Here is a 12,176-nt window from a genome sequence, read left to right as displayed (position 1 = left end):
GGATGGCATGAGTGACTCGGCTCAGAACGCCCATAGCACCCATAACGCTCACGATGCCCGCAGTGCCCGGAACGGTGGTCACGGTGGCCACAGGGCTCAGCAGGCTCAGCACCCGCATCACTACTTCGATGCCGACGCGGGGCCGGTGGTCCGCCCGTACGCGATGACGCGCGGCCGTACGAGCACGGCAACCCGCCACCGCCTCGACCTGATCGCCCTGGTCGTGCCGGAAGCCGCGGCCGACGACCCCGGCCGCGACCAGACGCTCTCCCCGGAGCACGTCGAAATAGTCGAACGCTGCGGTGGCATCCCCCAGTCGATCGCCGAGCTCGCGGCCGGTCTTGACCTCCCCGTCGGAGTGGTCCGGGTCCTGGTCGCCGATCTCGTCGAGGACGCACTGGTCCATGTAACCCGTCCCGTTCCGCCGGCCGAACTGCCGGATGTGAGCATTCTCCGCGAGGTGATCAATGGTCTTCGGGCGCTCTAGCCGCCGAAAGACGCCTGTCGAACCGGTGACGCTGAAAATCCTGGTCGCGGGTGGTTTCGGCGTCGGCAAGACGACCCTGGTGGGCGCGGTCAGCGAGATCAGGCCGCTGCGCACGGAGGAGACGCTGAGCGAGGCGGGCCGGCCCGTCGACGACATCGAAGGCGTCGAGAGCAAGACGACCACCACGGTTGCCATGGACTTCGGACGCATCACGCTCCGCGAGGACCTGGTGCTCTACCTCTTCGGCACACCGGGGCAGGACCGCTTCTGGTTCCTCTGGGACGAGCTGGCGCAGGGCGCGCTGGGCGCGGTCGTCCTCGCCGACACCCGGCGCCTGGAGGACTCCTTCGCGGCCATCGACTACTTCGAGCGCCGGGGCATCCCCTTCACCGTCGGCGTCAACTGCTTCGAAGGGGCCGGCCGCTTCCCGGGCGAGACCGTACGGGCCGCGCTCGACCTCGACCCCGAAGTTCCGCTGATGATGTGCGACGCGCGCGAACGTGAGTCCGCCAAGGAGGTACTGGTGGCGGTGGTGGAACACGCACTGACCCGCGTCGACCGTCAGCGCGAGCACGCGACCACCTGAGCAGACCGGAGCGAGGTCCGGAGGCGAGGCCCCGAAGCGAGGCCCCGAGCGTGAACACGGCCCGTACCCCCACCGACTGGGGTACGGGCCGTGAGCTCTACGCCGCCGGCTCAGGCACGACGGCCGAAGGCGCGCCGGCTCGGGCGAGGCTGCTCAGCACGGCTGCTCGGCACGGGCACCTCAGGACCGGTACTTCAGCACTGGCTGCTCAGCACGTGCGCGCCTCAGGACTGGCCGCCCTCCTCCTCCCAGCCGAGGCTCCGCTCCACCGCCTTGCGCCAGTTGTGGTACTCGCGGTCGCGGATCTGCGGCTCCATCCGTGGCGACCACTCCACATCGCGCTGCCAGTGCGTCTTGAGCTCGTCGAGGTCCGACCAGACGCCGGTCGCGAGCCCCGCCGCGTAGGCCGCGCCCAGACACGTCGTCTCCGAGACCTTCGGCCGGATCACCGGCACCCCCAGCACATCCGCCTGATGCTGCATCAGCAGATTGTTGGACGTCATACCGCCGTCCACCTTCAGCGTGGTGATCTGCACCCCGGAGTCCTGGTACATCGCGTCGACGACCTCACGCGTCTGCCAGCTCGTCGCCTCCAGCACCGCCCGCGCCAGATGTGCCTTGGTGACATACCTCGTCAGCCCGGTGATGACGCCCCGCGCGTCGGAGCGCCAGTACGGCGCGTAGAGCCCGGAGAAGGCCGGGACGATGTACGCCCCGCCGTTGTCGTCCACGCTCGCCGCCAGCGTCTCGATCTCGTCGGCGCTGCGGATGATGCCCAGTTGGTCCCGGAACCACTGCACCAGCGCGCCGGTGATCGCGATCGACCCCTCCAGGCAGTACACCGGCGCCTCGTCGCCGATCTTGTAACCCAAGGTGGTGATCAGCCCGCTCTTCGAGGGCACGGGCCGGCTGCCGGTGTTGAGCAGCAGGAAACTGCCGGTGCCGTAGGTGTTCTTGGCAGTGCCCGTGTCGTAGCAGGCCTGCCCGAAGATCGCGGACTGCTGGTCGCCGAGCGCGGAGGCCACCGGCACGCCTCCCAGCTGGCCGACGGCCGTCCCGTACACCTCGGCCGAGGACCTGATCTCCGGAAGTATCGACTCCGGCACATTCATCGCCGACAGGATCGCGGGATCCCACTGGAGGGTTCCCAGATTCATCAGCATGGTGCGCGACGCGTTGGTCACATCGGTGACATGGACCCCGCCGTCCGTACCGCCGGTGAGGTTCCAGATCAGCCATGAGTCGATGGTGCCGAAGGCGATCTCGCCACGCTCGGCCCGACCGCGCAGACCGGGCACGTTGTCCAGCAGCCAGGCTGCCTTGGGCCCGGAGAAGTAACTCGCCAGCGGCAGCCCGGTCGCGTCCCGGAAGCGGTCCTGTCCGTCCGTGCCCGCCAGTTCGTGGCAGAGCGCCGAAGTACGGGTGTCCTGCCAGACGATCGCGTTGTGCACCGGCTTGCCGGTCGCCCGGTCCCACAGCACCGTGGTCTCGCGCTGGTTGGTGATGCCGAGCGCGCTGAGCTGCGCGGCCCGCAGGCCGGCCTTGGCCAGGGCACCCGCCACCACCGCCTGCACCTTGGACCAGATCTCGGTGGCGTCGTGCTCCACCCAGCCCGGCTTGGGGAAGATCTGACGGTGCTCCCGCTGGTCGACAGCGACGATCGCGCCGTCCTGGTTGAAGATGATGCAGCGGCTGGACGTGGTGCCCTGGTCGATCGCGGCGACGAATTTGTCCGTCATGACGTCCCTTTGTCGAAGAGGCCGGAAGGCCTAGAAGGCAGCGTTGAAGATGAGGCCGGCCAGAAGCCCGCCGATGACGGGCCCGGCCACCGGCACCCATGCGTAACCCCAGTCGGATGTTCCCTTGTTGGGGATCGGGAGCAGTGTGTGAGTGATGCGGGGCCCCAGATCACGAGCCGGGTTGATCGCGTAACCGGTGGGTCCGCCGAGCGAGAGACCGATTCCGACGACGAGCAGCGAAACCAGCAGGATGGAGATTCCGGAGCCGTAAATTCCGGCGTTCTGTCCGGGGATCTGGCCGATGCCGATGCCGTCGTTCTTCCCGAAGGCGAGAATGGGGAGCACCAGACCGATCGTCGCGATGATCTCGGTGATCAGATTGGCGGCCGGATTGCGGATCTCCGGACCGGTCGAGAAGATCCCGAGCGTGGGCTGGGAGTTCTTGATGTCCGCGTTGGCCCGGAACTGCGCGTAGTAGGCGAGATAGGCGAGTACGGCGCCGAGGATCGCGCCGATCATCTGCGCCAGGACGTAGAGCGGCACCTTGCCCCACTCGCCGGTGTCGACGGCGACGCCCAACGTCACGGCCGGATTGAGATGTCCGCCCGAAAGGGGGGCGGCGGTGTACGCGCCGGCCAGCACGCCGAATCCCCAGCCGAAGGCGATGACGACCCAGCCCGCGGCCTTCGCCTTGGAGTGGTGGAGCGTGACGGCGGCGCAGACGCCGGCGCCGAACAGGATGAGTATCGCGGTGCCGATGATCTCGCCGACGAAGATGTCCCCATTGCTCATGGCGGCTCCTAGGCCCTCGCCCGGGGCACCGGCCCCGGTCCTGCGTGCAGGGTGCGTGCTCCATGGCGTCCGTGCTCCATGGCGTTCCATGGCTACGGAGCCGGAGGCAGGGGAGTTCCGTACCCTGTCCGGCGTCCGTGACGAGCGTGGTGAGCGTGGTGAAGTGCGGCGGATGACGCCGGTGAAGAGGCAGTGTTCACCGGCGGTGATGGGGCGTCAAGGTCGTTGACAGCCAACGCAGTTCACGGACGGTAAGTGGACACTGCCCGGGAGTGCGTAAGGCGTGGTGCGCGGCCCGGAGGGAGAGTCAGCGGACTGCGACGACCGCCGAACCATGGCCGAAAAGCCCCTGGTTCGCGGTGATTCCGGTACGGGCTCCCGGGACCTGGCGCTCCCCGGCGGTGCCGCGCAGCTGCCAGGTGAGCTCGCAGACCTGGGCGATGGCCTGGGCGGGCACCGCCTCTCCGAAGGAGGCAAGTCCGCCGCTGACGTTCACCGGGATGCGCCCGCCGAGCGAGGTGGCGCCGTCGCGTACCAGCTTGGCGCCCTCGCCCGCCCCGCACAGCCCGATGTCCTCGTACCACTCCAGCTCCAGTGCGGTGGAGAGGTCGTACACCTCGGCGAGGCAGAGGTCCTGGGGGCCGATGCCCGCTTCCTCGTACGCGGCCCGGGCGATCGAGGCCCGGAAGGAGCGCGGGGGTGCTTCCACTGCGGCGGCCGAGTCGGTCGCGATGTCCGGGAGGTCGAGTACGGCCCTGGGATAGGCCGGGGTGACGGTGGACACGGCGCGGATGCGGACCGGATCGGCCGCCCCGTGCCGGCGTGCGAAGTCCATGCTGGAGAGCACCAGCGCGGCCGCGCCGTCCGAGGTCGCACAGATGTCGAGCAGCCGCAGAGGATCGGCGACCACGGCCGAGGCGGCGACGTCCTCGGCCGACACCCTCTTGCGGTAACGGGCGTTGGGGTTGAGCGCCCCGGCTGCCGCGTTCTTCACCTTGACCAGGGCGAAGTCCTCGGGTGTGTCGCCGTACAGAGCCATCCGGCGGCGGGCGTACAGCCCGAAGTAGGCGGGGTTGGTCGCCCCGAGTGCCCGGAAGCGGAACCAGTCCGGATCGTCGGGCCGGTCGCCCCCGGCCGGCGCGAAGAAACCCTTTGGCGCCGAGTCCGCGCCCACCACCAGCACCACGTCCGCCATGCCCGCCAGGATCTGGGAGCGCGCGGCGTTGATCGCCTGGGCACCCGAGGCACAGGCGGCGTATACGCTGGTGACGCGCGCACCCTGCCAGCCCAGCGCCTGCGCGAACGTGGCCCCCGCCACATATCCGGGATACCCGCATCGCACGGTGTCCGCGCCGACCACCGACTGCACCTGCTGCCAGTCGACCGCGGCGTCGGCGAGCGCGGCGCGGGCGGCTGCCGTGCCGTACTGGACGAAGCTGCGGCCCCACTTGCCCCAGGGGTGCATTCCGGCCCCGAGGACCGCGATGTCCCCGGTCATGACGCCACCCCCACGGGCCGCCAGTGCCAGGTCGTCCAGACCGTCCCGGTGTCCTTGTCCTCGTTCAGTACGCCGGGTACGACCTCGACCTCCATCCCCACCTCGAGATCCGCGACGCGGACGCCGGGAACGGCCTGACCGAGGACCACCATCCGCTCGGCCTCGAGCTCGACGGCGAGGAGGGTGTACGGCTCCCACTCCGCCTCCGGATCGGAGACGTACGGCGCCGGGGGACGGTAGCGCCCGTCCGTGTAGGACCACACCCGCCCCCGCTTGGAGAGCGGCACCTCCGACAACTCCCCGCCCGCGCAGGCCGGGTTGCGGCAGAACGAGTCCTCGCGCGGGAAGAACACCGACGAGCATTCGAGGCAGCGGGTGCCCAGCAGCCGGAAGTCCTCCTCACCGTTGTCGTGTGTGAACCATCCGGCCACCACGGGCGTGCGCGTCACGGGCCCTCCCCGGCACAACAATCTGACGGAACGTCAGAAGTGTGCCACGGGTCAGCGGTTCTCGGCGAGCCACTTGGCGGCGGTCTCGGCCAGTTCCCTGTCCCGGCCCGCCAGCATCATCCGGATCATCTGCACGTCACCCCGCAACGACCAGGCGGGATGTCCGAAGGTGGCGGGGTTGTTCTTCTCGATGAAGAAGTGCGCGGGCCAGGCGGTGCCGTAACCGATCAGCGGCAGGGCCGCCGCATAGCGTTTCCGCCCGCGCGCCAGCCCGTACGCGCTGACCGCGAGACCGGTCAGCGTGCCCGTCAGATGGACCCATCGCGTCGCGGCCCTGGAGTGCATCGCGACGTAGTAGGGCCAGAACTCCTCGTACGAATCACATGTCTGCTGCGCCATGGCGGCACCGTATTCGCTCCCGGGTGAACCGGATACGGCCGAGGTGCGTCCGATATCTATGAGCGGCGCGGCCGGAGCCCACGGGGGTGGTCCCGGCCGCCCGTTCTCCCGCTCTCACCTCTCCCGCTCTCACCTCTCCCGCCTCACCTCTCCCACTCTCACCTCAGTGCCCGGCGACCGAGCGCCACGCGACGGGGAAGTCGAAGAAGGTGTCCGGGAACGGCTCCGGCTTGTAGGTGAAGTGCCACCACTCCTCGGGCAGATTGACAAAGCCGACCGTGGCCAAGGCTCCCTTCAGCAACTGCCGGTTGGCGCGCTGCTTGCCCTGAATCCTCGGGTCATCGGTGTGCGACAGCGTGTCGAAGCAGTCGTAACCGGTCCCCATGTCGACGGAATTGTCAGGGAACCGCTCGGGCTTGGGCGCGAAGCACGGGACGAGTGGCTCACCCGGGACGTACGGCCGGGTCGGCAGGGCAGGCAGCTTCACCAGGGTGAGGTCGACGGTGCTGCCCCGGCTGTGCCCGGACTTCTCCGCGATGTAGCCGTCCTCGAACAGCCGCGACTTGTCGACTTGGGGATAGAACTCCTTCTTCATGGTCTCGTCCTCCAGGTCCTTCGCCCACCGTACGAAGTGGTCGACGGCCCGTTGCGGCCGGTAGCAGTCGTACACCTTGAGCGAGTAGCCCTGGCTCAGCAGCTTCAGCTGCGCCCGGCGCAGCGCCTCGGCGGCGGGCCGGGTGACGATGCAGAGCGGCCGGCGGTAGCCGTCCACCCGCTCGCCCACGAAGTTGTGCCCGGTCGTGTAGCGCATCTCCTGAAGGATCGTGGGGGCCACGGTGCGCAGCGCCACGAACTCCCTCGGAACCGTCGGCTCGGCCGCCGGGGCCGCCGGGACTGCCGGGGCCGCCGGGACTGCCGAGGCCGGTGCGGGCGGCTCGGCCCGTGCCGCAGGGGCGGCCGCGGTGACGGCGAGCGCCACCGCGGCCGTGGCGGCCAGGGTGCGGAATGCGGAACCAAGTCCTGTCATGGGCACATCGTTTATCAGTTCCCGGCCCCGTGGGAAAGGCGATCGGATACAGTCCGCGCGTGCCCAAGGACTTCTACTGCGGCAACTGCGGAGCGTCGTACGGCCCCGTTGCCGGCTGGCCCCGCACGTGTGCGGCCTGCGGCTACACGGCCTACCGCAATCCGCTGCCGGTCGCCGTCGCTCTCGTGCCCGTCCATGACGCGCAGGGCAGCGGACTTGTCGTCATCACCCGCACGATCGAACCCCGGCGCGGCGGCATCGCGCTCCCCGGCGGCTTCATCGACCACGCCGAGGAATGGCAGCAGGCGGTCGTACGGGAACTGAAGGAGGAAACCGGCATTGAGGCGGCGCGGGAGGACGTCCGGCTCGCGGACGCGCTGAGCTCGCCGCACGGACATCTGCTGCTGTTCGGCCTGCTCCCCGAGCGTGCGGTGTCGCAACTGCCGTCCCCGGCACCGACGGACGAGACGGAAGGCTGGCATCTGCTGCACGCACCGGCGGAACTGGCGTTCCCGCTGCACACGACGGTGGTACGCAACTGGTTCGCGGGCCGCTACACCTGAGGGCCGGTCGTCCCGCGGGCCACTGCGCGTGAGGGCCGGCGCACGCGCAAGCGTCCACTACAGCCGCATGCCCCGCCCCCGTACGCGCACCGGCCACCGCGGCGCCTTCGCGCCGGTCCCCACGATCTGCTCCACCACCACCCGGTTGTCCACCAGCCGCGTGGTGTACCGCTCCACCTCGGCCTGCTCCCAGCCGTCGCCCACGTCCGCAACCACCAGTCCGCCGCCCGAACGCCCGGCAGCGGGCGCCCACACCTCCAGCTCCAGCCCGCCGTCCGTACCCCTCACCGGGATCACGGAACCGCCCCGGGCCAGTACCGGGACACGTGAGAGGGGAGCGTCCACCAGCACCTGCCCGGGCCCCTCGTACGCCTGCTCCGTCGCCGTGTCGTACCACCGGCCACGCGGCAGTCGCACCGCCCTCCGGTCCGTCCCGCACTCCAGCACCGGTGCGACCAGCAGCGCGTCACCGAGCAGGAAGGCGTCCTCGCAGTCGCGCAGCACCCGGTCCTCCGGGCACCCCCACCACAGCGGCCGCGCATACGGCGCACCCGTCAGCCGGGCCAGCTGCGCCAGCGTGACGAAGTAGGGCCGCAGCCGCTCCCGTTCGTCGAGCGCCGCGCGGGCATGGGAGAGCACCTCGGGCCCGAACTCCCACGGCTCCCTGCGCCCCGCGTCGATCGCCGCATGCGTACGGAACAAGGGAAGGTACGCCCCCAGCTGGAACCAGCGCAGATACAACTCGGGCGACGGACTCCCGTCGAAGCCGCCCACATCGGGCCCGGAGTACGGGACACCGCACAGCCCGAGCCCGAGCACCAGGGAGAGTGAGGCCCGCAGCCCGGGCCAGCTGGTGGTCACATCTCCGGACCAGGTGCCTCCGTACCTCTGCATTCCCGCCCATCCGGAGCGGGAGAAGAGGAACGGCCGCTCCTGCGGGCGCAGTCGCCGCAGCCCTTCGTACCCGGCGCGGGCCATCGCCAGCCCGTACACATTGTGGGCCTCCCGGTGGTCGCCCCCGTGCCCCTCCAGCACATGCCGGGCCGAGCGTGGCAGCGTCATGTCGCCGAACGGAGTGAAGGACACCGGCTCGTTCATGTCGTGCCACACCCCGCAGAAGCCCTGCGCCAGCCGCTCCTCGTACAGCTCGCCCCACCACTCCCGCACCCGCGGATCGGTGAAGTCCGGATAGACGCTTTCGCCGGGCCAGACCACGCCCCGCACTTCTCTGCCGCGCGGATCCCGTACGAAGGCCTCTGCCGCCACCCCGCTGTCGTACACCGCGTTGCCGGGCTCCGCCTTCACCGCCGGATCGACGATGGAGACCAGCCGCACCCCGTCCTCGCGCAGATCCTTGGCCATCCCGGGCAGATCGGGGAAGTGCTCCCGGTCGACGGTGAAGACCTGATGCGCGTCGTAGTGGTCGATGTCGAGATGGACCGCGGACAGCGGCAGCTCGCGCTCCCGGTACCCCCCGACGATCCGCCGCACTTCCTGCTCGCTGCCGAAGCCCCACCGCGCGTGCTGCGGGCCGAGTGCCCAGGACGGCGGAAGCGCGGCCGCGCCGGTCAGCTGTGCCCATCCGGCCAGTACGCGCGCGGGAGTGCCCACCACCACCCAGCAGCGCAGCGGACCGCCGTCCATGCGCACCTCACTGGTGCCCGGCCGGTCGTGCCCGGAGCCCGCGCCCTCCTCGCCCTCGCGCAGGGTGACCCGGCCCTCCCAGGAGTTGTCGTGGAAGGCGAGATGCGTGCCCGCGTCGGCGACCACCAGCTGCACCGGCATGGTGATGTACAGCGGGTCGTCGTCGGGACCGAAGCCGCCCCTGGGGTCGGTGTTCCACAGCCGGTACGTGCCGTCCCGCAGCCGCGGCCCCGAAGCCCGTCCGCCGAGCCCGAAGAAGCGCGCGTCCGCGGGCACTTCGGTCCGCTGCACCCATCGTGCCGCGCCGCCCCGCACCGGCTCCCACCAGCGCGGCGGCAGATCACGGCGCAGTACGACACCGCCGGGCGTCCGGATCTCGACGGCGCCGTTGCGGGAGACCTCCACCGTCACCCGCTCCGACACCACACGCCAGCCGCCGTCCTTGTCCGGTTCCAGTTCGGCCCGCGGATCCGGTTCGGGAGAGACACCGGCGAGCGCGTACGAGGGCTCGGGCTCCGCGCCGTCCCAGCCCCAGAAGACCGCGCCGCCCGCCGTGACTCGGATGCGCAACTCCGAACGGGCGAACCGTACGATTCCGCCCCCGGGAAGCGGCTCCGCGCCGCTCACCGGCCCCGGCACTCTGGCCCGCTCCGCACCTCTGGCCGGCAGCCCCCGCGCGTCGGTCCTGCGCTGCCGCCAGGCCGAGCGTGCCGCGCGCAGCCCCTGCACCGTTGTGAAGGTCCTCACCGAGCGCACCAGATCACGAGCATCCATGCAGCTCACCCTGCCATCCGGCCGGGGCTGCGCGGGCTCTGTTCAACTCCCGTTCACCCGTGGTGGGAGCACATAGTCCCTCGCCCGGCCATGGGTGGTGAGCCCTGGTGCGAAAGACGATCACATGGCATCGTCCGTGTCAGCCGCGTCACGCGCACACCCCGCTCGTGCGCATGACACACGCAGACACCGCGTAGAGCCACCCGGGAGCCGCCCCATGACCTCAGCAGCGAACCCTGCCCCTCTGTGGCAGCCGGACCCCGACCGCATCGCCGGCGCCCGGATCACCCGGTTCCAGGCCTGGGCCGCCGAGCGTCACGGCGCCCCTGCCGAGGGCGGCTACGCGGCGCTGCACCGCTGGTCCGTCGACGAGCTCGAGACGTTCTGGCAAGCGGTCGCCGACTGGTTCGACGTGCGGTTCTCCACCCCGTACGAGCGCGTCCTCGGCGACCGGTCCATGCCCGGCGCGCAGTGGTTCCCCGGCGCCACCCTCAACTACGCGGAGCACGCACTGCGCACCGCCGAGGACCCGGCACGCGCCGATGACGCAGCACTCCTGTATGTGGACGAGACCCATGAGCCGACCGCGATCAGCTGGACGGAGCTCCGCCGCCAGGTGGGCGCGCTCGCCGCCGAACTGCGGGCCCTGGGCGTACGCCCCGGAGACCGCGTCAGCGGTTACCTCCCGAACATCCCGCAGGCAGTCACCGCCCTGCTCGCCACCGCGGCCGTCGGCGCGGTGTGGACCTCCTGCGCCCCCGACTTCGGCGCCCGCAGCGTTCTGGACCGCTTCCAGCAGGTCGAGCCCGTCGTACTCTTCACCGTCGACGGCTACCGCTATGGCGGCAAGCAGCACGACCGCACCGAGACCGTCGCCGAGCTCCGCCGTGAACTTCCGACCCTGCGCGCGGTCGTCCATATCCCGCTGCTCGGGACGGAGGCCCCCGAGGGCGCCCTCGATTGGTCCGCGGTCACTGCCGGCACCGCGTCATCGAATGAGGGGCCACCCGTTTTCGAGCAGGTCCCCTTCGACCACCCGCTGTGGGTCCTGTACTCCTCCGGCACGACGGGTCTGCCGAAGGCCATCGTCCAGTCGCAGGGCGGCATCCTGCTGGAGCATTTCAAGCAGCTCGGCCTGCACTGCGACCTCGGCCCCGAGGACCGGTTCTTCTGGTACACCTCCACCGGCTGGATGATGTGGAACTTCCTCGTCTCCGGCCTGCTCACCGGCACCACCGTGGTGCTGTACGACGGCAGCCCCGGCCATCCCGACACCGGAGCCCAGTGGCGTATCGCCGAGCGCACGCGGGCCACCCTCTTCGGTACCTCCGCCGCGTACGTCATGGCCTGCCGCAAGGCGGACGTCCACCCCGCCCGCGATCACGATCTGTCCCGTGTCAAATGTGTCGCCACCACGGGCTCACCGCTCCCGCCCGACGGCTTCCGCTGGCTCCACGACGAGGTGGCCGAAGACCTCTGGATCGCCTCCGTCAGCGGCGGCACCGACGTGTGCAGCTGCTTCGCCGGCGCGGTGCCCACGCTGCCTGTACACATCGGTGAACTCCAGGCCGCCTGCCTGGGCACCGACCTGCAGTCCTGGGACCCCCACGGCAAGCCAGTCATCGGTGAGGTCGGGGAACTGGTGGTCACCAACCCCATGCCGTCCATGCCGATCCGCTTCTGGAACGACCCCGACGGCAGCCGCTACCGCGACAGCTACTTCGAGATGTTCCCCGGCGTCTGGCGGCACGGCGACTGGATCACCATCACCGACCACGGCTCCGTCGTCATCCACGGCCGCTCCGACTCCACTCTGAACCGTCAGGGCGTCCGGATGGGCTCGGCCGATATCTACGAAGCGGTCGAGCGCCTCCCCGAGATCAAGGAATCCCTCGTCATCGGCCTGGAGGAGCCGGACGGCGGCTACTGGATGCCACTCTTCGTCCACCTCGCCGACGGCGCCGCGCTCGACGACGATCTGCGGTCGCGCATCAAGCGGACGATCCGCGAGCAGCTCTCCCCGCGCCACGTCCCGGACGAGATCATCGAGGTCCCCGGCGTCCCGCACACCCTCACCGGCAAGCGCATCGAGGTCCCGGTCAAGCGCCTCCTCCAGGGCACGGCCCTCGCCAAGGCGGTCAACCCGGGCTCGGTCGACAACCTCGAGCTCCTGCGCTTCTACGAGGAACTCGCCCGCACCCGGAAGCAGTAGTCAAGC

Annotated in this window: 11 protein-coding genes; 4 read left to right on the top strand and 7 right to left on the bottom strand. The window is 70.3% G+C overall.

Annotated features, from left to right (window positions below):
- Nucleotides 1–7 precede the first annotated feature (7 nt).
- A complete protein-coding gene (locus OG883_RS17555; protein WP_266541856.1) occupies nt 8–487 on the top strand; it encodes a DUF742 domain-containing protein in 480 nt (159 codons plus the stop codon).
- Nucleotides 468–1,073, top strand: coding sequence for an ATP/GTP-binding protein (locus OG883_RS17550; protein WP_266541854.1), 606 nt, complete (start codon nt 468–470; stop codon nt 1,071–1,073). Before OG883_RS17555 ends, OG883_RS17550 begins: the two co-directional genes overlap by 20 nt.
- 224 nt (nt 1,074–1,297) lie before the next feature.
- Here OG883_RS17550 and glpK read toward each other — a convergent pair whose 3' ends face one another.
- The 6 genes from glpK to OG883_RS17520 form a co-directional block, all read right to left on the bottom strand.
- A complete protein-coding gene (gene glpK, locus OG883_RS17545) occupies nt 1,298–2,812 on the bottom strand; it encodes a glycerol kinase GlpK (protein WP_266541852.1) in 1,515 nt (504 codons plus the stop codon).
- Between the two features lie 30 nt (nt 2,813–2,842).
- Complete coding sequence (locus tag OG883_RS17540; protein ID WP_266541849.1) at nt 2,843–3,604, bottom strand: MIP/aquaporin family protein; 762 nt, start codon at nt 3,602–3,604, stop codon at nt 2,843–2,845.
- 307 nt (nt 3,605–3,911) lie between these two features.
- Nucleotides 3,912–5,102, bottom strand: coding sequence for a lipid-transfer protein (locus tag OG883_RS17535; RefSeq protein ID WP_266541846.1), 1,191 nt, complete (start codon nt 5,100–5,102; stop codon nt 3,912–3,914).
- Entirely contained in the window at nt 5,099–5,536 is a 438-nt protein-coding gene (locus OG883_RS17530; protein ID WP_266549132.1) for a Zn-ribbon domain-containing OB-fold protein, read from the bottom strand. The genes OG883_RS17535 and OG883_RS17530 overlap by 4 nt, the downstream gene beginning before the upstream one ends.
- Nucleotides 5,537–5,602: 66 nt before the next feature.
- The gene (locus OG883_RS17525) at nt 5,603–5,950 is read right to left on the bottom strand and encodes a DUF962 domain-containing protein (protein WP_266541844.1); all 348 of its coding nucleotides are present in this window, start codon (nt 5,948–5,950) and stop codon (nt 5,603–5,605) included.
- Between the two features lie 163 nt (nt 5,951–6,113).
- Nucleotides 6,114–6,977, bottom strand: a complete 864-nt coding sequence (locus OG883_RS17520; protein WP_266541841.1) for a M15 family metallopeptidase — start codon at nt 6,975–6,977, stop codon at nt 6,114–6,116.
- 59 nt (nt 6,978–7,036) lie between these two features.
- Between OG883_RS17520 and OG883_RS17515 the strand changes: the two genes are divergently transcribed.
- Nucleotides 7,037–7,540, top strand: coding sequence for an NUDIX domain-containing protein (locus tag OG883_RS17515; protein ID WP_266541838.1), 504 nt, complete (start codon nt 7,037–7,039; stop codon nt 7,538–7,540).
- A gap of 57 nt (nt 7,541–7,597) precedes the next feature.
- On the opposite strand, the gene OG883_RS17510 is transcribed toward OG883_RS17515, so the two are convergent.
- The gene (locus tag OG883_RS17510; protein WP_266541835.1) at nt 7,598–9,958 is read right to left on the bottom strand and encodes a glycoside hydrolase family 31 protein; all 2,361 of its coding nucleotides are present in this window, start codon (nt 9,956–9,958) and stop codon (nt 7,598–7,600) included.
- A gap of 217 nt (nt 9,959–10,175) precedes the next feature.
- Here OG883_RS17510 and OG883_RS17505 point away from each other — a divergent pair, with 217 nt between their 5' ends.
- On the top strand, nt 10,176–12,170 hold the full coding sequence (locus OG883_RS17505; RefSeq protein ID WP_266541832.1) for an acetoacetate--CoA ligase: 1,995 nt from the start codon (nt 10,176–10,178) through the stop codon (nt 12,168–12,170).
- Nucleotides 12,171–12,176: the final 6 nt, after the last annotated feature.

Origin of the sequence: Streptomyces sp. NBC_01142, from assembly GCF_026341125.1 — a bacterium.
Classification (GTDB): Bacteria; Actinomycetota; Actinomycetes; order Streptomycetales; family Streptomycetaceae; genus Streptomyces.
The sequence above is the reverse complement of the archived record's forward strand: the minus strand, read 5'-3'. Positions and strand labels throughout refer to the sequence as shown.

Bases quoted from the DNA above. Each gene is read 5' to 3' on its own strand.
- OG883_RS17520 (WP_266541841.1), bottom strand. From the start codon at position 6,977: ATGACAGGACTTGGTTCCGCATTCCGCACCCTGGCCGCCACGGCCGCG.
- OG883_RS17510 (WP_266541835.1), bottom strand. From the start codon at position 9,958: ATGGATGCTCGTGATCTGGTGCGCTCGGTGAGGACCTTCACAACGGTG.
- OG883_RS17550 (WP_266541854.1), top strand. From the start codon at position 468: ATGGTCTTCGGGCGCTCTAGCCGCCGAAAGACGCCTGTCGAACCGGTG.
- OG883_RS17540 (WP_266541849.1), bottom strand. From the start codon at position 3,604: ATGAGCAATGGGGACATCTTCGTCGGCGAGATCATCGGCACCGCGATA.
- OG883_RS17555 (WP_266541856.1), top strand. From the start codon at position 8: ATGAGTGACTCGGCTCAGAACGCCCATAGCACCCATAACGCTCACGAT.
- glpK (WP_266541852.1), bottom strand. From the start codon at position 2,812: ATGACGGACAAATTCGTCGCCGCGATCGACCAGGGCACCACGTCCAGC.
- OG883_RS17505 (WP_266541832.1), top strand. From the start codon at position 10,176: ATGACCTCAGCAGCGAACCCTGCCCCTCTGTGGCAGCCGGACCCCGAC.
- OG883_RS17535 (WP_266541846.1), bottom strand. From the start codon at position 5,102: ATGACCGGGGACATCGCGGTCCTCGGGGCCGGAATGCACCCCTGGGGC.
- OG883_RS17525 (WP_266541844.1), bottom strand. From the start codon at position 5,950: ATGGCGCAGCAGACATGTGATTCGTACGAGGAGTTCTGGCCCTACTAC.